The sequence below is a fragment of the Cognataquiflexum rubidum genome (genome assembly GCF_022538115.1).
Classification (GTDB): Bacteria; Bacteroidota; Bacteroidia; order Cytophagales; family Cyclobacteriaceae; genus Cognataquiflexum; species Cognataquiflexum rubidum.
In genome coordinates this window covers 149,372-169,920 of sequence record NZ_JAKZAL010000010.1, presented here as the reverse complement: position 1 = coordinate 169,920, position 20,549 = coordinate 149,372, and the positions used below count along the sequence as shown (strand labels likewise).

Genomic DNA, 20,549 nt, shown 5'->3' with positions numbered 1-20,549 from the left:
AAATAGGAAAAATCACGGGAATAGGCTGACATTCCCTTATTTGCTTTGATCGATAAATCAAAATGAAATCGCTCAAAGCAAAGTCCCAAACTTGAAGATGAACTTACTCTCGAGGTCCGGATTTAAAAAGATTACTATTATTCCTTAAAAAATTATGGTGATACTTGATGATTCCGGTAAAATGATATTTCAATATAATTCCTAGCAGGAGTCTGAATGGCCGGTTCATCGGTCTTCCGACTTCGGTCTTCTGTCCTGTTTGTAATGGAATATTGGTTTATTGGCAAAGAATTGGATAACCATTTAAAAAATCTCAAATCTTTAACATTACCAGAACCTGAAGCTCTTTTCATTGACCCGGTTTCTAAAAATCCAGTTGTCCCAGATATCAGGAGCAAGGTAAATCTCCAAGCCCACATTAAATGTCAAGAAACCATCAAAGCGCTCATCCAATCCTGAACCTCTTCGGATTCTACCGCCGTTGTCAATGATTTTTTGGACATCGGGTTCACCATTTTCTTTATAAAAATCAAGATTTCTAACAGCTAGACGAAGTCTGTCAGGTCTTGGTCCGTCACCATTGACCCCATAATCGGTAATGAGGTCCTGATAAAAATCTTTGATGTTATACGCACTGATGTCATCCATATAATCCGTAAAGGTCCACCTGTAATTCATCTCTAGGGTCAGATCAGTCCAGACATTCAATTTATATTTCATGCCTATTCCGGTGGGTATAACGAAAATGTATTTGTCGTAGGGGTTGTTTTCCAACTGGAGAGGACGGAGATCGACCCAAGTGCCGTTCAATTCTGCTTTTGGATCATTGCTTGATACACCTACGCCTGCAAAACCATAAAAATTGATAAAGTTCCTTGTGATGTTATATACTTTGACAGGCTTAAGGTGGAATTCTCCCACCATACTTGCCTCCCAGTTTCTTGCCCTGAAACTGAGGTTTCTAGGATTCCTGTAACTCCTTGGATCTGCCGGAATGTCCGATCCGGAAATCTGGTAATAGGTAAATTCAGCCCTCGCCCTGATGTACGTGCCAACGGTTCTCCTCACTGCAAAACTTGCATTCCAGTCAGGCTGAATCCCTTCATTGTATCTCCAAAGAGAATATAACTCCCCAAAATATTGTGTGGGTCCTGCCGAAACAGCCACTGACCAAGGGGCATCAAACCTATACCGATAGAAGCTCTGTGAATGCGCCGCAAAGGATATCAAGGTGACAAAAAGTGTAAAGAATATTTTTTTCATACTAATCGAAAAGGGAACTAATTGGGAGTTGGTGCAGATCAAACACACACTTAGGAGATGTAAATAAATATAAAAAGAATCAAATATTCAATGTTTTATCAGCATCGGCCTTCAAGATATCAGCCTGATTTACAGTAATTTTTTACCCTAGCAAAAACGCTTTTTTTCAAAATTGTAGGTTGTTTGTCCAAAAAATATTTTCACCCTCAATAAATTGATTTTGGAATTGAAAACTAAGCCATGTCCATTTATTTATTTTAATCGGTATCGGTTGTATATTTTTTTAAAGATTGGCTTTATTTTGGTTAATTTTGAACCATGAGTAAGCAAAAGGAAGAATTAGAGCACCGGCTCAAACTCCGGAATATCAAACTTTCTGATTATGATGATATCCGTGAAATCATGGTTACCATCTACAAGGACCAAGGAGGTGCGTGGTCAAGACAAGAATTGAAAAACCAGATCCGCGCCTTTCCTGAGGGTCAGATTTGTATCGAAGATAATGGCAAAGTAGTGGCGGCAGCGCTAAGTCTTGTGGTGGATTATACCAAATTCGGTGACAACCATACCTATGACCAAATTACCGGTTTTGGCAAGTTTGACACCCACGACAATGATGGGGACACGCTTTATGGAACTGACGTATTTGTCCATCAGGAATACCGCGGAATGAGATTGGGAAGGAGGCTTTACGATGCTAGAAAAGAGCTCTGTGAAAACCTGAACCTGAGATCCATCATTGCGGGAGGAAGAATCCCGGGATATTCTAAGTACGCTGATCAAATGACGCCAAGAAAATATATCGACTTGGTAAAAAGTAAAGAAATCTTTGATTCTGTTCTTTCATTCCAGTTGGCGAATGAATTTCACGTCAGAAAAGTAATCACCAAATACCTACCTGAAGATACCGATTCAAGAGCCTATGCCACGCTTTTGGAATGGATCAATATTTATTATGAGAAGGATGAAAAACTGATAGGAAACAAAAAATCAATTGTCCGCTTGGGTTTGGTCCAATGGAAAATGCGTCGCTTCAACAACGTCGACGATTTGATGCAGCAAGTGGAGTTTTTTGTGGATACCATCTCCGGCTATAAGTCAGATTTTTGTCTGTTTCCCGAATTTTTCAATGCGCCGTTATTGGCAGAATTCAACGACATGGACGCCTCCGAGGCGATCCGTAATGTAGCTGACTATACTGACGAAATCATCAGCAGGATGAGGGACTTGGCCCTTTCCTACAATGTGAACATCATCGCGGGAAGTATGCCTGAGTATGATGGCAAAAAACTCAGAAATGTGAGCTACCTCTGTAGGAGAGACGGAACAACCGACAAGCAATATAAGCTACACATCACGCCTGACGAGCAAGCCTATTGGGGTTTACAGGGTGGAAATGGGATCAAAGTATTTGATACAGATGCCGGAAAAATCGGAATTTTGATTTGTTATGATGTGGAGTTTCCTGAGTTGGGGAGGATTTTGGCCGAACAGGAAATGGACATTTTGTTTGTCCCGTTTTGGACTGATACCAAAAATGCCTACCTCAGGGTAAATACCTGCGCCAAAGCAAGAGCAGTCGAAAATGAATGCTATGTAGCGATTACGGGATCCGTGGGAAACCTGCCAAGGGTGGAAAATATGGATATCCAATATTCCCAAGCGGCGATTTATTCACCTTCGGATTTCTCTTTTCCCCATGATGCTACGGTTGCGCAAGCTTCTGAAAATGCCGAAACAACCATTGTAGCAGATGTTGACTTGGATCTATTGACCAAGCAAAGGAAAGCAGGAAGCGTGAGAAACCTTGACCAAAGAAGACTTGACCTCTACTCCATTCAATGGAAGAAAAAGAAATAAAATGCAGAAATATCTTTCAGGAATTACAGAAGAAATCGCCCATAAAGCAGAAAAAATCAAATTGCTCATCACGGATGTGGATGGTGTTTTGACTGATGGTGGGATCATTTATGATGACAACGGATTGGAATACAAACGATTCAATGTCAAGGATGGGTTTATTGTCTCCCATCTCCGCAAAAGCGGAATCCTCGTCGGGGCCATTACAGGAAGGAATTCCAAAGTGGTAGAAAACAGGTGCGAGGAACTTAACTTTGACTTCCATTACCATGGTGTGCGTGACAAAGCGCAAAAATTGGAAGAGATCCTAGAAGTATTGGACCTTATGGTCGAAGAGGTGGCCTACATCGGAGACGACCTGATTGATCTTCCTCTGATCAGGAAAGTTGGATTCTCGGCATGCCCCGCAGACGCATTGCCCTATATCAGTGCCCATGTTGATTTTGTGTCCTGCCTCAATGGCGGCCAAGGCGTTTTCCGGGAAGTGTCCGACTTAATATTACAATCAAAAGGACAGTTGTCCGATATCATAGACAAATATCTCAACCCATAATATGGAGAAATTTACCCAACCAATGAGGATTACCGAAGACATCGTCTTGGGAACTGGCAAACCTGTTTTGTTTGCAGGTCCGTGCGCAGTCGAAAGCTTTGACATCTGTATGGAGATTGGCAGTTCTGTAAAAGAGTATGCCGACAAACTTGGTTTTTCTTACGTTTTCAAAGCTTCATTTGATAAGGCAAACAGGACATCTTCATCTTCATTCCGTAGTATCGGAATGGACAAGTCATTGGAAGTTCTTCAGAGAGTCGGTAAAGCACTTAACGTTCCCTTGGTCACTGACATTCATGAAAGTTATCAGGCTGAAGAAGTTGCAGAAGTAGTGGATGTGCTTCAAATTCCCGCATTTCTTTGCAGGCAGACAGATTTATTGCTTGCTGCAGGACAGACAGGAAAAGCAGTAAAAATCAAGAGGGGCCAGTTTATGGCGCCGGAGGACATGCAGTATGCGGTCACCAAAGTACGGTCCACAGGCAATGAGAATGTTTGTCTGACTGAGCGTGGATTTACCCTTGGTTACCACAATCTTGTGGTCGATATGAGGGCGCTGCCGATTATGAGGCAATTTGCTCCGGTGGTTTTTGATATAACACACAGTGTGCAGCAACCCGGTGGCATGGGAGGCACAAGTGGCGGACAGAGGGAATTTGCCCCGTTTTTGGCGAGAGCAGCGGCTGCGGCAGGAGTTGATGGTTTTTTTATAGAAACGCATCCTGAGCCGGCCAAAGCACTCAGTGACGGACCAAACCTCATTCCTCTGAACAGGATGAAGGATTTCCTGACTATGTTGAAAGAGACTTGGGAACTTGGTCAGAAGTATCAGGATTTTTCAGTCAAATAGCAGATAGATGTTTCATAAACGATAAATCAAAAACAAATGAAAAGGGTTTTATTGGGGTTTTTTACATGCATTTTGCATGTCTCTCTTTTTGCGCAGCAAGCCCCGGACGAAAACGGCATTGATTCCTTTATCCGGCAATACCTAGAAAGCAACAGTCCGGAAGAAAGACCCAGGATTGGTGAAAATGAGCTTTTCAGTTCGGTAGTGATCCATAGGTTTTACGGAGAAAGAAATTTTGAACCGGCATGGGTCAAAAACCAAATCCTTCCGGAAATTGCCTATGAAATGCGCTATGAAATTGCGCAGTCAAAGTTTGATGGACTTAATCCTGATGACTATCATTTTCAGGCCATTAATGGTTATTTTGACCGCTTTGAAGCTGCAAAAAAATCAGGAGAACAATTGAAATCCATGGAACTCGCTGCAGTCGACGTGTTGCTGACGGATGCTTACATCATGCTTTCTTCTCATCTTTTTTTGGGAAAAGTAGACCCTGAAAGCTTAAAAACCACATGGAGTATCCAGCGGAATGTACCTGAGCTTATGATTGACCGGCAGCTTGGGGCCGCCATCCAATCCGGAAGTCTTAGATCAAGTATTGAGGGTTTTTATCCTGCTTTTAGCATTTACAAAAAAATGCGAGATGGGTTGAGGGAGCTTTTTGAAGAGCAAAAGAGGTTTGAAAAGGAACCCATTGCCACTTGGAAAAACCTGAAAATAGACAAATCCATCAAACTGGGTGATGACCATAACCAATTGCCTGAAATCAGAGAAAGACTATATTTTTGGGGCTTTTTAAAGCCATATCAGCCTTTGGATGAAAAGGTATATGATAGTCTGATGATGGACGGCATCAAAATGATCCAAAAACGATTTGGCATGGAAACCGACGGAGTGATCGGTAAGGGGACGATTCAGGCCCTCAACCAAAAGCCTTTGGACTTAATCGCCACCGCAACTGTCAACCTGGAGAGACTTCGCTGGCTTCCGGACACCATCAAGGAGATGGAGTTGATCTTGGTCAATACAGCAAATTTTCAACTTGATTTTATTCAAAAATTGGACACAGTGCTGACTTCCAAAGTGATTGTTGGAAAAAGTTACCATTCTACCCCGCAATTCAGTGCCCTGATGTCTTACATTGTCTTTAGCCCGACTTGGACAGTACCCACCTCCATAACCAGAAATGAGATTGTCCCAAAAGTCAAAAAGGATCCCCGATACCTGTCTAGAAACAATATGAAATTGTTGAATTCGTCAGGTGGGACCATTGATCCTTCCTCTATTGATTGGTCCAAGGTTAGCGCTAGGTCATTCCCTTATACAGTCCGCCAAGAGCCAGGTGAGAATAATTCGTTGGGCCTTGTAAAGTTTATGTTCCCAAATAAAAACAGTGTTTATATCCATGACACTCCTTCCAGAAGTTTGTTTGAAAGGGAAGATAGGGCCCTAAGTCACGGCTGTATCCGGATTCAAAGGCCTTTTGACTTTGCTAAAATCTTGTTGTCACATGATCCTGCATGGACGGATGAAAAAATCAACTCTGCCATGCATCAGACAAAAGAACAGACTGTCAATCTAAACAGGAAGATTCCTGTCGCCATCATTTACCTGACATATTGGTCAGATTCCAGGGGAAACATTTATTTCAGGGATGATATCTATAACAGGGACGGAGAAATTTATACCGCCCTCAAAGAAAATCGGATCAAAAAATCAGGTATTTAAGAAAACAGATTTGTCCAAATATTCTTTGTCTTTGCCATAGATAAATAGGAGAGATTGCTCTTTGATCATGTCAATCACCTCATTTGCGATTTCATTTGGCAAGGCTGGACAACCCAGACTTCTCCCCAATCTCCCGGTTTGTTTGATGAAATTTTCATGGGCATAATCAGCACCATGGATAACAATGGCACGCTCTCTCGCTTTGTCATTGAATCCTTTTTCGAGACCGTCAAGCCTCAAAGAATATCCGTGTTTGCCTTGGTAGGTTTCTCCTGTAAGATAAAACCCAAGGCTGCTCATATAAGAAGAACTAACGTTCGAAAATTGCTTTGCCATCAGGTCACCTGAATTCCTGCCATGGGATACAAGGCCGTAGTGTAGGATAAGGCCGTCTTTCATGTCAATGATCCACATTCTTTTTTCCGTGGAGGGCAAAGAAAAGTCGATAACAGTCAGTGGTTTGCCATTCGAAATTTTTCCGTCCTCCTGCATTTTCAGATACCCTTTGATGCCGTATGACAAAATTTCTCTTTCGGGGATTTCAATGGACACATTGGCAGAATTTGAGCTGACAAGTTCGATGAGGTGGTTCTCGAAAGATAGCTCCTTGAGGATAGAAGAAGGAGAACTGTTGACAAAAAAATGGGTGGAGATAGAGCTGCCGAGCAGTAAAACAAGGACTAGAGTGAGTTTTCGCATTATATATGATTGATAGTCTGGGAATTACAAAAGAAATTGTATAACGCCAAACTTACAAATCCAGTGCCATTATATCCAATTTTCTTGGAGTATTATTTGTGAATGACTGAAACTATAAGTCAGGTTTATTTATTGGAACTGTTTTAACGTGGATAAATGTTAAAAGGCATCCTTTATATAAGTTTAGAAATTATTCATAAAAATTACAGATATTCCTATCTGATAATCAATCGTTTGAAATTTTTGTTTAAAGAAATTAAATAAATATTAAACAAAAATTAATAAACTCCTGTTTGATAAACAATGAAAGTAGCAGTATATAGAAAAGAGCATTTCAACGCAGCACATAGGTTACACAACCCTGATTGGTCAACAGAAGAAAACGAGCGTGTTTTTGGGAAGTGCAACAATCCCAATTTTCATGGTCATAATTACGAATTGATAGTAAAGCTTTTGGGACCCATCGATCCCGGAACGGGTTATGTGTATGACATGAAAATATTAAGTGATTTAATCAAATCACAGGTACTAAATAAATTTGATCATAAAAATTTAAACTTAGATACAGATGAATTCAAAAATCTCAACCCAACAGCGGAAAATATCGCTGTGGTTATTTGGAATATTTTAAGGAAAAAAATCGACACTAAATACGACTTAACGATTCGGCTATATGAAACAGAAAGAAACTTTGTTGAATACGATGGGAATTAATTTTTCTCAATCTTATGACGAAATGGGGGATGAACACATCGGGACTTCCCACGATACTCCACTGAGAGAAGATGCTTTCGAGATGGATGATGAGCTCAAGATGGAGCTTATCGAAAAGCATTTCAGAGAAATTATGCATGTTTTGGGACTTGACCTGACAGATGACAGCCTGAAAGGAACCCCAAAAAGAGTGGCCAAAATGTACATCAAAGAAATTTTCAGTGGTCTTGATCCCAAAAACAAGCCGGATGTAAAGCTTTTTGAAAACAAATACAAGTACAATGAGATGTTGGTGGAGAAGGACATTACTTTCCACTCCAACTGTGAACACCACTTCGTCCCGATCATCGGAAAGGCTCACGTCGCCTATATATCAAACGGAACAGTTATTGGGCTTTCCAAAATCAACAGGATAGTACAGTACTTTGCCAAAAGACCACAGGTGCAGGAAAGATTGACGATGCAGATCGGCAATGAGTTGAAAGAAATGCTGGGAACAGAAGATATTGCCGTCATCATCGATGCGCACCACATGTGTGTATCAAGCAGAGGGATCCAAGACGTCAACAGTGCGACCGTCACTTCTTATTACAGCGGGAAGTTTGAGAAAGATGAAGCTTCCAGAACGGAGTTCATGAAATATATCAGCATGAAATAATCGTAGTTGAAAACTGAACCAAATCAAACCGGGACATCAGTCCCGGTTTTTTTTTATCACCAGGTTTTCAAACATTTTTTTTCCAAAAAGATTTTATAAAAAAACCAATTATGAATCATAAAAACATTGTCATCATCGGTGGTAATTCGGGTATAGGCAAGTCAATCATTGAAAAATCAAGGGCTTTGGGAGCAAATGTTTTTCCTTTTCATAGGTCAGGTGAAGGTGAGTCACACCTCGATGTCACCGAAAAATTTGATTCAATTGCCGGACTTCCGGAAGTGATTGATGGACTTGTTTATTGTCCGGGCACTATCAGTCTGAAGCCTTTTCACCGGTTTTCGATTGAAGATTTTCAAAAAGATTACGAAGTCAATGTCCTTGGAGCTGTAAGGGTGTTACATGCTTGTCTCAAGGGCTTAAAAAAATCTGAATCAGCATCTGTTGTCCTTTTTAGTACCGTTGCGGTGCAGGTGGGCCTTGGATTTCATTCCTCCATTTCCAGTGCCAAAGGAGCAGTCGAAGGTTTGGCAAAATCTCTGGCAGCCGAATGGGCACCCAACAAAATCAGGGTCAATGTGGTCGCCCCCTCGCTGACAGATACACCTTTGGCCTCAGCACTTTTGGGCAATGACGATAAAAAAGAAGCCTCCAACAAAAGACATCCACTCGGTAGGTATGGTCAGCCAGAGGACATAGCCGGTGCTGTGTTATTTTTACTTTCCCCCGATGCGGCGTGGATGACAGGTCAGGTTTTACACCTTGACGGAGGAATGTCTTCGGTCAGAGGAATGTAATTTCGAAGATTTCAAACATTTATTGAGGATTATTGTATTACGATTGGGTATTCTCCCTATTATAAAGTTTTAGACATTATGAGGACTCCACCAGAATCATTTTTGATTTTCAAGGAAGAACTGGAAAAAGCCAGACTGGAAAAGGAAAGGCTAAAGAAAGAGTATGAAGCCAAATTGGGGGACATGAACAGAGAGCTTTCCAGATTGAAAGAGCAGATTCATTCCCAGCAAGAACTGATCAAGACAACTTTGGAATATGCCATCCGTCTTGAAGAGAATCTAGGTAGCTTCAAGGAAGAAGTTACAAATGGTAAAAACATGAAAAACCGGTCGTTTCACTAAAAATAATCCCAGACACCATCATGAATATCACTGCCAATACCATCGATCTCAACAACTTCGGGCTTATTTTTGAAGAAAAGTACGCCAAGGTATACGCCAATCAAGAAAAAGGAATGATCATCTGTGAGTTATTGACAGACTATATTCCCATTGATGATTTCAAAACCACCTTTATCCATATCACCAGAATCATAGAAAAAGGAAAGTTCAGAAAATTCATTTTTGATAAAAGATCTCTCCGGGCTTTTCACCAACCTAGTATGGAGTGGTACTTCCTTCACTGGAAAAATAAAATGCTTGAGCTCGGCGTGGACCAGCACCGCAAAATCCTTCCGGAAGAAAAATGGTTTGAAAAAATGGTAATGATTTCCAAAGAACAAATCCTGAAAAACAATCCTGATAATATTATCCACCTTTTGGATATTAAATATTGTAATTCCATTGAAGAAGCCATTTTGATATGATGAAGCATTTCGATAAGGCTTCCATTTTGGAGGCCGAATCGTCTTTTAGAAGAGATTTTATCAATTGCCTCTCAGGTTACAAAAGCCTGAATCTCATCGGTACAAAGAGCTTGAAAGGAGTTACCAATCTTTCTCCTTTCTCCCAGGTTTTTCATATCGGAGCCAGTCCTCCTTTGGTGGGGATTTTGTTCAGACCTCATTCAGTCGAAAGGCATACCCTCGAAAATATCCTTGAAACAGGGTATTTTACCCTCAATCATGTTACAGAAGATTTCTACCGGGAAGCCCACCAAACGGCGGCAAGGTATTCCGGTTCAGAATTCGAAGCCACAGGATTGGATGAAGAATACATAGAAGAATTTTTTGCCCCATTTGTAGCCAAAAGTCCGGTGAAAGTAGGGTGCAAGTTGGTAGAAACCCAAACCCTCCAGGTCAACGGTACGGAACTACTCATTGGAGCCATCGAACATGTCTGGGTTGAGGAAAAAGGTCTGAGATCTGACGGTTCACTGGATCTGAATGTATTGGGGACAGTTACGGTTACAGGTTTGGATGAGTACCATGTAGGAAAAAAAATCGCAAGATTGAGTTATCCAAAGCCAGGAAAAGAACTTGAAGAGATTTGAGGTAAGGATGAGGTAATAAATCAAAAGTATAAATTTTTTGGGGTTAAGTTTAAAAAAACAAAAGAATGAATCTGCTTGAATTGACACCATCAGGATTGTATTGTCCTCAAGCGGATATTTTTATTGATCCTTGGAAGCCTGTTGACAAGGCGGTAATCACCCACGCCCATTCAGACCATTCCCGTTGGGGAATGAAGCATTATCTTTCGCATCATCATTCCGGTGAAGTGATGAAACTCCGTCTCGGTCAGGAGATTTCTTTGGAAACCATCGAATATGGAGAAACATTGGACATCAATGGGGTGATGCTGTCTCTCCATCCTGCAGGTCATATACCCGGTTCTGCTCAAGTCAGGTTGGAATACAAAGGAAAAACCGTTGTCATTTCCGGGGATTATAAGACTGAAGATGATGGTCTTTCCCAGGTTTTTGAGCCGGTCAAGTGTCATGAGTTTGTGTCGGAATGTACTTTCGGAATGCCTGTTTATAAATGGCAATCCCAAAAAGAGATTTTTGAAGATATCAATGCTTGGTGGAAGCAAAATGTGGAGAAGGGAAGAAATTCGGTTCTGTTCGCCTACTCATTGGGAAAAGCACAACGGATTATAAATAATTTGGATTTGTCCATTGGGGAGGTTTTTGCCCATGGGGCTATTTGGAATACCAATCAGGCACTGATCGCCAATGGGGTCAAAGTAGTTGACATCCCAAAAGTTACTGCCGAAATCCCCAAAAGCAGGTTCAAGGGAGCCATGATCATCGCTCCACCTTCCGCAATGGGTTCTCCATGGATGAAGCAATTCTCCCCCTACCAAACAGGAATCTGCTCTGGCTGGATGGCTATCAGAGGCGCCCGAAGACGCAGAGCTGCAGACGCCGGTTTTGTGCTTTCTGACCATGCAGATTGGGAGGGATTGATCACTGCAATCAAAGCGACAGAGGCTGAAAAAGTTTACCTGACCCATGGCAGCACTGCGGTTTTTGGAAGGTATTTGGAAGAAGTGGAGAAAATTCACGCGGTAGAATTGAAGACTTTGTTTGAAGGGGAAAACAGCAATTTGGAGGATTCTTAGCCTATCTTTTTTAACTTATGGAAAAAATTCAAATCCATGAGAGCTTTAATCCCGGTTTTTCTGATTCTAATCTTATTTGGATGTACCCCTCAGGAATCTGAGCAGGGTAAAATCTATACCGTCAACGGAGAAATTTCCCCTTCCGAAATGGGTCTTTCTTTGATCCATGAGCATATTTTGGTGGACTTTATCGGAGCAGATTCTACGGGATACCACCGTTGGGACAAGGATTCCGTGGTGCAAAAGGTTTTGCCTTTTTTGGAGGAAATCAAAGCAAGAGGTGTCAAAACCTTGGTTGAATGTACGCCATCTTATTTGGGTAAAGATCCTGTTTTACTCCAAAAGCTTACGGAAGCTACAGGCATTCAGTTTATTACCAATACCGGCTACTACGGTGCTGTGGAGGGGAAATACATACCAGCACATGCTTTGACCGAATCTGCAGAGCAATTAGCGAAAAGATGGGTTAAAGAATTTCAGGAAGGAATAGAAGACACAGGCGTTAGACCAGGATTTATCAAAATCTCAGTCAATAGCGGTGCTCCACTTTCAGAGATGGATACAAAACTGGTCAGGGCGGCAGCCATTACCCACAGGGAAACGGGTCTTTTGATCGTATCCCATACCGGAACTTGGGAAACAGCCAATGCCGAAATCGAAGTATTGAAAGAAGAAAAGATTGACCTTTCCCATTTTGTATGGGTACATGCACAGGCAGAGAAAGACTTTGAGAATTATAAGAAAGCCGCTGAAGAGGGAGTTTGGATCAGCTTAGATGGCATCGCTTGGGACATTCCCGACCATTTGGAGAGGATTGTATATTGTAAAGAAAATGGGCTTTTGGACCATGTGCTACTTTCGCATGATGCGGGATGGTACAGTCCGGGAGAATCTAATGGGGGTGATTTTAAAGGCTTCACGGCTTTGTTCGATGAGTTGATTCCTATGCTTAAGGGAAAGGGATTTACCCAATCTGAATTGGATTTGATGTTGATCGAGAATCCCGCAAAGGCTTTTTCGATTAAATAAAAAAACAGCTATAAAATCTATCCTGCTTCTGGAGAAGCTGGATAACAGGGAAGCAAGTTAACCATTAACCCAATAACAAATTAACTCAATACCTATTAGCTCTACAATTTTCCAATCTTCCAATTTTCAATTACAAAATAATCTTCTGAAAATATTTCCCTTTCCTTTTTCCAATATCCCTGCCCTGTGTACCTTTGCGCATGGCAGAACAAATCCTCATCCTAGACTTTGGTTCCCAATACACACAACTCATCGCCCGCAGGGTGAGGGAACTCAATGTATATTGCGAAATCCACCCCTTCAATAAAATTCCTGAAATCAACTCTGACATCAAAGGAGTAATCCTTTCAGGCAGCCCCTGCTCGGTAAGGGATGCAGGATCCCCTGATTTAGACCTTGATAGCCTTCGCGGTAAACTGCCGCTTTTGGGAGTTTGCTACGGCGCCCAGCTCCTTGCAAACAAATATGGAGGAGAAGTCCTTCCTTCAGAAATACGGGAATATGGCCGTGCCAATCTCGATGACATTGACCTTCATTATGGCCTTCTCAAGGAAATGACCCATGGTTCACAGGTATGGATGTCCCACGGTGACACCATCAAATCGCTTCCAAGTGGATTTGATGTCATCGCAAGTACCGCTTCTGTGAAAGTAGCTGCTTTTAAAGTTCAGGGTGAAGAAACCTACGGCATCCAATTCCATCCTGAAGTAACCCACTCCCTGGAGGGAAAAAATCTGCTTAGAAATTTTGTGGTCCACATCTGTGGATGTGCGCAGGATTGGACTTCTGATACTTTTATTGACACGACTATTGCTCAACTGAAAGCCAAAATCGGAAACGACAATGTCGTCATGGGCCTTTCCGGTGGTGTGGATTCTTCTGTGGCTGCCACATTGATCCATAGGGCCATCGGCAAAAACCTGTATTGTGTTTTTGTGGACAATGGATTGCTCCGCAAAAATGAATACGAAGAAGTTTTGGAATCCTATAAAACCCTTGGGTTGAATGTCATCGGTGTTGATGCCAAGCAAAGATTTTACGATGCCTTAGCGGGATTGAGTGAACCGGAAGCAAAGAGAAAAGCAATTGGACGTGCATTTATTGAGGTTTTTGATGACGAAGCCCACAAGATTGAGGGTGTCAAATGGCTTGGACAAGGCACTATCTATCCCGATGTGATCGAGTCAGTATCCGTCAAGGGTCCCTCTGCCACCATCAAATCCCACCACAATGTGGGTGGCTTGCCCGACTTTATGAAGCTTTCGGTAGTGGAACCTTTGAACACCCTGTTCAAAGATGAGGTGCGGGAAGTAGGCAGGGCTTTGGATATTCCTGAGACCATCATTGGAAGACATCCTTTTCCTGGTCCAGGCTTAGCGATCAGGATTTTGGGGGATATTACGGCCGAGAAAGTCAAAACCCTTCAGGAAGTGGATTATATTTTTATCCAAGGACTTAAAGATTCAGGATTGTACAATCAGGTATGGCAGGCAGGAGCGATCCTTCTCCCGATCCAATCCGTCGGAGTCATGGGAGATGAGAGGACCTATGAAAAGGTCGTGGCGCTGAGAGCTGTAGGCTCTGTGGACGGCATGACAGCAGATTGGATCCATTTGCCTTATGAGTTTCTCGGGAAAATGTCCAATGAAATCATCAACCGTGTCAAAGGCGTCAACCGCGTAGTCTATGACATTTCTTCTAAGCCGCCGGCTACGATTGAGTGGGAATAATAAAGCAACATAATCCATTATTGAAAGAAGGGACATGTCAAGGTGTTCCTTCTTTTTGCTTTTTCGGCATTTTCATTCAAATAAGGTTTTAAATATTACCTAGATTCAGTTAATTTGAAGGATGACAATTTCTTTAAGACCAAGATTTTTTCATTTGTAAACCACAGCACATTTTGAGTTATGAGAAAAAGACAAATCATTGTTACAGCATTTTTGATTCTTAGCATCATCGTGATTTTGCTGTCTGGTGTCCGCCACCATCATTGGCTTGTGTCTTTTTGTCTGATTTTGATGTTTGTTTTTTATGGAAGAGAACATTACAAATTGGTAACAAGGGGCGTTGGGGGAGAATTATTTTTGCGGAGGCAAAAAAAGAGTTTTAAAAAATGGACATTGGCTCTTGCCGTCGGTGGTACAATATTGTTTTTTATTGGAGTTCCGATACCAAAATGGTCTTTGGTCCTCTTTTGGTTGATCGTGCTGTATGAGTGTTTTTTATTCCTCCTGGTCAAAAACCTCAATCCCATTACCCTGGTATTGGATGGTTACCAATTGAAATTTCGGGGAGTCATCAATTCCCATCGTAACATTTCGGGATTGACAAAGATTGACCACGGTTCCTCTGGCGGGTTGAGGTTTTCCTTTAGAGATGAAAACGACATTCAGATCAAAAAGACAGATTACCTGGATTCGGATATTTTTCAGTTGATAGAAATCTGCAAAGAGCGGACCAAGGAAGACCTTGTACTCTCCGAAAATCTGATCGGGCTGGATTTGAGATAACTTGAGAAGAGGCATAATGAAAACATAATCAGGATAACTGACTTAAGCCCGCAGAAGTGTGCTACTTTTGTGGCAGCAAATGAAAATCAAAGAATTCAAGTACTCCGAAAATTTTTGTGAGGAAAACATCTGGCATTTATGCCAAAATCCCGAACTCGAGGGCTTCACCAAAAAGGTGCTCATCATCTCCAACAGCAACAGAAATTGCTCTTTCCGGTTTCAAAAATCCCCCAATGGTGATGAATTGGTATGGTGGGATTACCATGTGATTTTGCTCGCCACCAAACCCGAATTGCAGTTGATTTATGATTTTGATTCCACTCTGGAGTTTCCTTCTTCCCTAAAAAATTACTTGGAAGCTACTTTTCAGACTGAACATATTCAAGAGGACAAAGATCTTCCCGGTTTCAAATCAATCGGATCTGAAGATTTTATCCACTCCTTTATTTCTGACAGGGGACATATGAAAGATGAACAAGGAAATTGGCTGTCATCTCCTCCCAAATGGCCGACTATCGGTAACAACGGCAACCTTCCTTTGCCCGGACTTCTGGATTTTAGCGAAACAAGTAAAGAGCGGATCTTTAGTCTTGCAGAAATATATCTTGGTGAAAATTGAATTCAGACTGAAAGTCAATATTCGATTTTTTTTGTTGCACTGATTAAGTTTTAGATTAAGTGTTCAAAACCAAAATATGCAATCCGTTTTTGTCATAGATATGATTTCCTTTTTCAAATGAAAAGATTGTAATTTTGAAACATGACAATTGTTGATAAAAATATTGATCAGGTTAAGGAATTGTGCAATAAGCATATGGTGTCCAAATTATTTGTATTTGGGTCCATTTTGACTGACCATTTTGGGAAAACAAGCGACATTGATTTCCTTGTTGATTTTGAAGGTGTGGAAATCTATGATTATGCAGATAATTACTTTGACTTTAAAAAATCACTTGAAAATCTTTTCCAAAGAAAAGTAGATCTACTTGAAAATAAAGCCATCAATAATCCTTTTTTGAGAGAAAATATCGATTCTTCTAAAAGACTGATTTATGGATAATGAAATCAAAACATGGTTGTTTGACATAATTCAAGCTATCAATGAAATTGAAAGTTTTTATGAAAATAGGCCCAAAAAATTTGAGGAATATGTAAATGACATCAAAACGAAAAGGGCTATTGAAAGAGACCTGGAAATCATAGGTGAAGCTGCAAATAGAATTTATAAGAAGGATAAGAATTTCAAACTGTCAAATGTTGAAAAAATAATCGCAACCAGAAATAGGATAATACACGGTTATGACAAGATTTCTGATGATTTAATATGGAGCATAGTAATAAATCATATTCCTAAATTGAAGGAAGAAGTTAAGATGCTCCTAAAATAGAAATCCTAACCCAAAGTAATCCATCCAACATGAAATCCTCAGCCTTATTTTTATTGATCATTTTCATTTTTTCTTCCTGTCAGGAACAAAAAGAAAATAGCCATCAGAAGCACCTCGGCGGCATGGCTGCCATGGCCGAAATGGTCGCTGCGGACGTCAAGCCTATTGCCCTGAGCGAACCGATGGAATCAGCTGAGATTGATGCCATTTGGGCGGAAGCGTCGGCGATTGCTGAAAAATATGGCGTGGAAGTATTTAGAGAAACTGAGCTGATTAAAACCATGCTGTTTCCTGAGTCCGTAGCTGACGGAAAAGAAGTCTTGGTTTTTCACAAGCCAAATGCTTTGGAAGCCTACCTTGATTTGAAAAAAACCATTGCCGAAGGCAAAAATGGTGTCAATGAAGCGCGCCGGTTCGGCAGATTGTTGGGATATCCCAATCAGCATATCAATACACTATTGGCCAAAAATACTGAGTTCAGGTCTTTGCCTGATTTTGATATTCAGGGCACTAATGTGTTTTTGTATTACAAAGATTTGGCTAGTGCCAAGGACTTTTATCAACAGACATTGGGGATGGAAATTGTGTCAGATTATGGTTTTGCGGCCACAGTCCGCATCTCCCATGATGCCTTTCTGACTTTGGTGGATGAATCAAAAGGGATGCACAAAGCTTCCGAGCCAAAAACTGTTGCCATTGCTTTGCTGACTGACCAACTCCCTGAATGGTACGCCTACCTGCAGGGAAAAAATGTCCCCATCAAATACACTTACAAACCCAAAGAAAATAATGCCCATGACGGTTTTGTGGCCATCGATCCGGAAGGTTACCTGCTGGAATTTGAATTGTTCAAGCAACACGAAGAGAACGAATTGCTGATTCCCCAAATGAGAAAATACCCTGCCTTATCGACCATTTCGGAAGATGTGGCAGCCGGATTGGGTTTTTATGGAGCGGTGACTTGGACCTATTACCAAGACATGCTTGAAGCGGAGAAGTTTTATGAGGAAATAATGGGGCTGCGGTTGATCGTCGATCAGGGTTGGGCCAAAGTATATCAAGTATCTGAGACAGGCTATATCGGCCTCGTGGACGAACGTCGTGGCATGCATATCTTTTCTGAGAGCAAAGCCGTGAATGTGTCTTTTTTGCTTGGGGATGTGTCAGGATGGTTTGATTATGTCAAGAAAAGTAATTCCTTTCCTTTGAGACAGGATAGCCTTGAAGTAGGTCCGGAAGGAAAATACAAAGGATTTGTGGGTTTTGATCCCGGAGGATATTACCTCGAGTTTGACCAATTCTTCCCAAATCCCGACAATGACAGGTTGTTGGAGTTATTGGGGAATAAGAAGGATTGACTTCATTTTGCAAATATTTTGAAAGGGGAATGACGTTTGGTCCTCCGTCATTCTAAACCGCAGCCTGCGAAGGTGAAGAATCTCCTTTACTTGGGACACTTCACTGCGTTCAGTGGGACGACTCAGAGATAACCGATCTTATCAGTTTGATTTATTCGGAAAAGTCAGGGTTTTTACCATTCCAAGAGGGCCCACTATCTTGCCTTTTTGAAAAGACACCTCATCCTCAACCTGATTTTCCTTTCATTTTTTGGAATATTATTGCAGTTTTGCACAAATAATAACCTTTATGGCCGTACTGCTCCAATCGCTCAGGTTAATTGATTCACAAAGGATCCATCCCCCAAAAAATTTCATTTTTACCGGTTCTGAAATCCTCGAAGACAAAGGCGATTCTGGATTGAAAATCAAAGAAGCCATCGACTGTTCGGCTTTCTTTGCTTCAAAGGGTTGGGTAGATTTGAGGTGTATGTCCGGCGAACCGGGTGAAGAATACCGCGAATCTCTTGACAGCTTGGGGGATTTGTTGGCCGCGAGTGGTTTTACCAAAGCCGTTCTGATGCCCAATGCAAAGCCGGCTATCCAAACCAAAAACGAGATCCAGTTTGTCCAATCTAAAGCAAAGCAATGGTTGTCAGATTTGGTCATTCAGGCAGCTGCCACCAAAGATTGCAAAGGAGAAGATTTTACGGATATTCTTGATTTACACCATGAAGGAGCCTTTGTATTCGGAGACGGAACCCATCCCATTTCCAATCCCGATCGGTTACTGAAGATTTTACAATACCTACAGAAGTTTGATGGGCTACTTTTTGACCAGACCTATGATCCTTACCTAGCCCTTTTTGGTCAGATGCACGAAGGCATTACTTCGACCAGATTGGGGATGAAAGGAATTCCAAACTTGTCTGAAGAAATAGCTGTGCACCGCAACCTTGAAATCCTCAAATATGCTGGAGGAAGGCTTCACTTGCAGACCATCAGTAGTAAAGGTTCTGTGGATAAAATCCGGCAGGCCAAAAAAGACGGTCTGAAAGTCACTGCCGATGTATCGTTGTACCAATTGTTATTCTCCGATGAGGACATGGCTGCTTTCGATACCAACCTGAAAGTAATGCCTCCTTTCCGTGGAAAAGAAGATAGAAAAGCGCTGATCAAAGGCCTGAAAGACGGGACCATCGATGCGATCGTTTCCAACCATCAGCCCCAGGATTTTGATTCTAAGTTTATGGAGTTTGATTTGGCAGCATTTGGAATGTCAGGTCTGCAGACTTTTTTGCCGGGAATGGCGAAGTTGGCGAGCGAACTCACTTGGCCTCTTCTGATCGCCAAAATCACCGAAGGACCTTCCAAAGTGCTTGGTTTTGATACTTCCAAAATGGAAAACCTGACAATTTTTGACCCTGAGGAAAACTGGGTTTTTGACCAAAAATCAAACAAATCACTTTCTGCCAATATGCCTTGGTTCAATACCACCTTGAAAGGAAAAGTTAAATTTGTCATCAACAAAGGCCGTTTTGTCAAAATCTAGATGAAGCGGTATCTCGGATCAACTTACCTGTTTGGATTGATTGGGGGCGTATTTTGTGTCCTCGCATTTTTATTGTTTAAGTGGATCGGCTTCGATGCCACCAACCTCAGCATGCTGTTTGGCTATGTGCTGATCCCGATATTCGTGTTTTTGGGAATCCGGTATTTTAGAAATGACATCAATGGCGGTGAACTTTCATTTGCTCATGGGATGACCATAGGATTTCTGATTTATACCATGATTGCGGTCGTGGCGGGTTTGGGGATTTGGCTTGTTTTGTCTTTGAGTCCGGAATTTTTTCAGGAAATCAAAGCTGCAAAAGTCGCCGTTATGGACACCAACAAAGACCTGATCGTAGGGCAGTTGGGACGGGAATCTTTTGACTTTACCTATGAAAAAATACAGGCAATGACCGCTTTGGACATTGCTTTGAATGATTTTATATGGAAAATCCTTCCCGGATTATTCTTTACAATCATTATTTCTATAATTTTAAGGAGAACAAAATTATAAACTCTATGGAAAATCAAGAATCACCATTCAAAGCAGGACTCAATTCAGGTTTGATATTGGGTATCATTTCAGTTGTAATTACTTACATCCTTTACTTTATCGATCCCACCTTGTTGGTAGCGTGGTATGTTGGCATCGGGATTTTGGTATTGTATTTTGGACTGATCATCTACTTTGGCGGCCAATACAGGTCTTCCATTGGTGGATTTATGACCTTCGGAACTGCTTTTAATTTTGCATTCGTAGCCATGGTTGTTTCCGGGATAATCAGTATGCTTGGCAGTCTGTTGCTTTATAATGTTGTTGATCCGGCACTTCCGGGCGTGTTGATAGAAAGTCAGATGGAAACCCAAATGGCCATGTTGGAGAAGTTTGGTGCTGCAGATGCCATGACTTCTGAGCAGATTGATGATATCCGTACCAGCCTTGAAGGAGGCTATACTGTTTTGGGTCAAGTGAAGGCTTTTGGATTTCTGTTGATTGCTTATGCCATTATCGCACTGATTCTTGGAGCAATATTGAAGAAAAGAGACAAGTCTCTGGACTATTGATACAGACCTCTGAAGCTGTTGGAATTTAGCTCCAATGGC

The 20,549-nt window shown here is 41.5% G+C and carries 23 protein-coding genes; 21 read left to right on the top strand and 2 right to left on the bottom strand.

Translation table 11 applies throughout. From position 1 onward, the window contains the following. Positions 1-327 precede the first annotated feature (327 nt). Positions 328-1,263 carry a hypothetical protein gene (locus MMU05_RS12635; RefSeq protein ID WP_241142043.1) on the bottom strand — a complete coding sequence of 312 codons (936 nt, stop codon included), beginning with the start codon at positions 1,261-1,263 and terminating at the stop codon, positions 328-330. A 318-nt stretch (positions 1,264-1,581) separates the two neighbouring features. Between MMU05_RS12635 and MMU05_RS12630 the strand changes: the two genes are divergently transcribed. From MMU05_RS12630 to MMU05_RS12615, 4 genes are read left to right on the top strand one after another with little or no spacing between them, the layout of a single operon-like run. Further along, positions 1,582-3,123 (top strand): bifunctional GNAT family N-acetyltransferase/carbon-nitrogen hydrolase family protein, encoded by a 1,542-nt coding sequence (locus MMU05_RS12630; protein WP_241142042.1) that lies wholly within the window; start codon positions 1,582-1,584, stop codon positions 3,121-3,123. A 1-nt stretch (position 3,124) separates the two neighbouring features. Further along, complete coding sequence (locus MMU05_RS12625) at positions 3,125-3,676, top strand: KdsC family phosphatase (RefSeq protein ID WP_241142041.1); 552 nt, start codon at positions 3,125-3,127, stop codon at positions 3,674-3,676. A 1-nt stretch (position 3,677) separates the two neighbouring features. Then, a complete protein-coding gene (kdsA, locus tag MMU05_RS12620) occupies positions 3,678-4,526 on the top strand; it encodes a 3-deoxy-8-phosphooctulonate synthase (RefSeq protein ID WP_241142040.1) in 849 nt (282 codons plus the stop codon). Between the two features lie 36 nt (positions 4,527-4,562). After that, the gene (locus MMU05_RS12615; RefSeq protein WP_241142039.1) at positions 4,563-6,254 is read left to right on the top strand and encodes a L,D-transpeptidase family protein; all 1,692 of its coding nucleotides are present in this window, start codon (positions 4,563-4,565) and stop codon (positions 6,252-6,254) included. On the opposite strand, the gene MMU05_RS12610 is transcribed toward MMU05_RS12615, so the two are convergent. After that, positions 6,243-6,953 (bottom strand): murein L,D-transpeptidase catalytic domain family protein, encoded by a 711-nt coding sequence (locus MMU05_RS12610; protein ID WP_241142038.1) that lies wholly within the window; start codon positions 6,951-6,953, stop codon positions 6,243-6,245. The genes MMU05_RS12615 and MMU05_RS12610 overlap by 12 nt on opposite strands. A 303-nt stretch (positions 6,954-7,256) precedes the next feature. Here MMU05_RS12610 and MMU05_RS12605 point away from each other — a divergent pair, with 303 nt between their 5' ends. The 17 genes from MMU05_RS12605 to MMU05_RS12525 all read left to right on the top strand — a co-directional run bounded on the left by MMU05_RS12605 (position 7,257) and on the right by MMU05_RS12525 (position 20,510). Next, positions 7,257-7,667, top strand: coding sequence for a 6-pyruvoyl trahydropterin synthase family protein (locus MMU05_RS12605; protein WP_241142037.1), 411 nt, complete (start codon positions 7,257-7,259; stop codon positions 7,665-7,667). After that, on the top strand, positions 7,627-8,325 hold the full coding sequence (gene folE / locus MMU05_RS12600; protein ID WP_241142036.1) for a GTP cyclohydrolase I FolE: 699 nt from the start codon (positions 7,627-7,629) through the stop codon (positions 8,323-8,325). Before MMU05_RS12605 ends, folE begins: the two co-directional genes overlap by 41 nt. Before the next feature lie 110 nt (positions 8,326-8,435). Further along, positions 8,436-9,122: an SDR family NAD(P)-dependent oxidoreductase gene (locus tag MMU05_RS12595; protein ID WP_241142035.1), complete on the top strand. Its 687-nt coding sequence runs from the start codon at positions 8,436-8,438 to the stop codon at positions 9,120-9,122. 78 nt (positions 9,123-9,200) lie between these two features. Beyond that, the gene (locus MMU05_RS12590; protein ID WP_241142034.1) at positions 9,201-9,464 is read left to right on the top strand and encodes a hypothetical protein; all 264 of its coding nucleotides are present in this window, start codon (positions 9,201-9,203) and stop codon (positions 9,462-9,464) included. Between the two features lie 20 nt (positions 9,465-9,484). After that, entirely contained in the window at positions 9,485-9,928 is a 444-nt protein-coding gene (locus MMU05_RS12585) for a hypothetical protein (RefSeq protein ID WP_241142033.1), read from the top strand. Then, entirely contained in the window at positions 9,925-10,554 is a 630-nt protein-coding gene (locus MMU05_RS12580) for a flavin reductase family protein (RefSeq protein WP_241142032.1), read from the top strand. Before MMU05_RS12585 ends, MMU05_RS12580 begins: the two co-directional genes overlap by 4 nt. Positions 10,555-10,619: 65 nt before the next feature. Next, on the top strand, positions 10,620-11,627 hold the full coding sequence (locus MMU05_RS12575) for a ligase-associated DNA damage response exonuclease (RefSeq protein WP_241142031.1): 1,008 nt from the start codon (positions 10,620-10,622) through the stop codon (positions 11,625-11,627). 36 nt (positions 11,628-11,663) lie between these two features. Then, positions 11,664-12,656: a phosphotriesterase family protein gene (locus MMU05_RS12570; protein ID WP_241142030.1), complete on the top strand. Its 993-nt coding sequence runs from the start codon at positions 11,664-11,666 to the stop codon at positions 12,654-12,656. Between the two features lie 200 nt (positions 12,657-12,856). Then, positions 12,857-14,386: a glutamine-hydrolyzing GMP synthase gene (gene guaA / locus MMU05_RS12565; protein ID WP_241142029.1), complete on the top strand. Its 1,530-nt coding sequence runs from the start codon at positions 12,857-12,859 to the stop codon at positions 14,384-14,386. A gap of 180 nt (positions 14,387-14,566) precedes the next feature. Continuing rightward, positions 14,567-15,169, top strand: a complete 603-nt coding sequence (locus MMU05_RS12560; protein WP_241142028.1) for a hypothetical protein — start codon at positions 14,567-14,569, stop codon at positions 15,167-15,169. A 79-nt stretch (positions 15,170-15,248) separates the two neighbouring features. Beyond that, a complete protein-coding gene (locus MMU05_RS12555; protein ID WP_241142027.1) occupies positions 15,249-15,788 on the top strand; it encodes a protein N-terminal glutamine amidohydrolase in 540 nt (179 codons plus the stop codon). A 141-nt stretch (positions 15,789-15,929) separates the two neighbouring features. Next, entirely contained in the window at positions 15,930-16,229 is a 300-nt protein-coding gene (locus MMU05_RS12550) for a nucleotidyltransferase family protein (RefSeq protein ID WP_241142026.1), read from the top strand. Continuing rightward, positions 16,222-16,557 carry a HepT-like ribonuclease domain-containing protein gene (locus MMU05_RS12545; protein WP_241142025.1) on the top strand — a complete coding sequence of 112 codons (336 nt, stop codon included), beginning with the start codon at positions 16,222-16,224 and terminating at the stop codon, positions 16,555-16,557. Before MMU05_RS12550 ends, MMU05_RS12545 begins: the two co-directional genes overlap by 8 nt. 29 nt (positions 16,558-16,586) lie before the next feature. Continuing rightward, a complete protein-coding gene (locus MMU05_RS12540) occupies positions 16,587-17,915 on the top strand; it encodes a VOC family protein (RefSeq protein ID WP_241142024.1) in 1,329 nt (442 codons plus the stop codon). A gap of 289 nt (positions 17,916-18,204) precedes the next feature. Beyond that, on the top strand, positions 18,205-19,446 hold the full coding sequence (locus MMU05_RS12535; RefSeq protein WP_241142023.1) for a dihydroorotase: 1,242 nt from the start codon (positions 18,205-18,207) through the stop codon (positions 19,444-19,446). Next, positions 19,447-19,959: a DUF4199 domain-containing protein gene (locus MMU05_RS12530; RefSeq protein WP_241142022.1), complete on the top strand. Its 513-nt coding sequence runs from the start codon at positions 19,447-19,449 to the stop codon at positions 19,957-19,959. It begins immediately after the preceding gene. Between the two features lie 5 nt (positions 19,960-19,964). Beyond that, the gene (locus tag MMU05_RS12525; RefSeq protein ID WP_241142021.1) at positions 19,965-20,510 is read left to right on the top strand and encodes a DUF4199 domain-containing protein; all 546 of its coding nucleotides are present in this window, start codon (positions 19,965-19,967) and stop codon (positions 20,508-20,510) included. The last annotated feature ends 39 nt before the right edge of the window (positions 20,511-20,549 follow it).

What these genes read in the sequence shown, in the direction of transcription:
- MMU05_RS12595 (WP_241142035.1), top strand. Translation starts at nt 8,436, where the DNA reads ATGAATCATAAAAACATTGTCATCATCGGTGGTAATTCGGGTATAGGC.
- MMU05_RS12630 (WP_241142042.1), top strand. Translation starts at nt 1,582, where the DNA reads ATGAGTAAGCAAAAGGAAGAATTAGAGCACCGGCTCAAACTCCGGAAT.
- MMU05_RS12575 (WP_241142031.1), top strand. Translation starts at nt 10,620, where the DNA reads ATGAATCTGCTTGAATTGACACCATCAGGATTGTATTGTCCTCAAGCG.
- MMU05_RS12540 (WP_241142024.1), top strand. Translation starts at nt 16,587, where the DNA reads ATGAAATCCTCAGCCTTATTTTTATTGATCATTTTCATTTTTTCTTCC.
- MMU05_RS12635 (WP_241142043.1), bottom strand. Translation starts at nt 1,263, where the DNA reads ATGAAAAAAATATTCTTTACACTTTTTGTCACCTTGATATCCTTTGCG.
- MMU05_RS12625 (WP_241142041.1), top strand. Translation starts at nt 3,125, where the DNA reads ATGCAGAAATATCTTTCAGGAATTACAGAAGAAATCGCCCATAAAGCA.
- guaA (WP_241142029.1), top strand. Translation starts at nt 12,857, where the DNA reads ATGGCAGAACAAATCCTCATCCTAGACTTTGGTTCCCAATACACACAA.
- MMU05_RS12545 (WP_241142025.1), top strand. Translation starts at nt 16,222, where the DNA reads ATGGATAATGAAATCAAAACATGGTTGTTTGACATAATTCAAGCTATC.
- MMU05_RS12550 (WP_241142026.1), top strand. Translation starts at nt 15,930, where the DNA reads ATGACAATTGTTGATAAAAATATTGATCAGGTTAAGGAATTGTGCAAT.
- folE (WP_241142036.1), top strand. Translation starts at nt 7,627, where the DNA reads ATGAAACAGAAAGAAACTTTGTTGAATACGATGGGAATTAATTTTTCT.
- MMU05_RS12610 (WP_241142038.1), bottom strand. Translation starts at nt 6,953, where the DNA reads ATGCGAAAACTCACTCTAGTCCTTGTTTTACTGCTCGGCAGCTCTATC.
- MMU05_RS12570 (WP_241142030.1), top strand. Translation starts at nt 11,664, where the DNA reads ATGAGAGCTTTAATCCCGGTTTTTCTGATTCTAATCTTATTTGGATGT.
- MMU05_RS12530 (WP_241142022.1), top strand. Translation starts at nt 19,447, where the DNA reads ATGAAGCGGTATCTCGGATCAACTTACCTGTTTGGATTGATTGGGGGC.
- MMU05_RS12615 (WP_241142039.1), top strand. Translation starts at nt 4,563, where the DNA reads ATGAAAAGGGTTTTATTGGGGTTTTTTACATGCATTTTGCATGTCTCT.
- MMU05_RS12585 (WP_241142033.1), top strand. Translation starts at nt 9,485, where the DNA reads ATGAATATCACTGCCAATACCATCGATCTCAACAACTTCGGGCTTATT.
- MMU05_RS12535 (WP_241142023.1), top strand. Translation starts at nt 18,205, where the DNA reads ATGGCCGTACTGCTCCAATCGCTCAGGTTAATTGATTCACAAAGGATC.
- MMU05_RS12525 (WP_241142021.1), top strand. Translation starts at nt 19,965, where the DNA reads ATGGAAAATCAAGAATCACCATTCAAAGCAGGACTCAATTCAGGTTTG.
- MMU05_RS12555 (WP_241142027.1), top strand. Translation starts at nt 15,249, where the DNA reads ATGAAAATCAAAGAATTCAAGTACTCCGAAAATTTTTGTGAGGAAAAC.
- MMU05_RS12605 (WP_241142037.1), top strand. Translation starts at nt 7,257, where the DNA reads ATGAAAGTAGCAGTATATAGAAAAGAGCATTTCAACGCAGCACATAGG.
- MMU05_RS12560 (WP_241142028.1), top strand. Translation starts at nt 14,567, where the DNA reads ATGAGAAAAAGACAAATCATTGTTACAGCATTTTTGATTCTTAGCATC.
- MMU05_RS12590 (WP_241142034.1), top strand. Translation starts at nt 9,201, where the DNA reads ATGAGGACTCCACCAGAATCATTTTTGATTTTCAAGGAAGAACTGGAA.
- MMU05_RS12580 (WP_241142032.1), top strand. Translation starts at nt 9,925, where the DNA reads ATGATGAAGCATTTCGATAAGGCTTCCATTTTGGAGGCCGAATCGTCT.
- kdsA (WP_241142040.1), top strand. Translation starts at nt 3,678, where the DNA reads ATGGAGAAATTTACCCAACCAATGAGGATTACCGAAGACATCGTCTTG.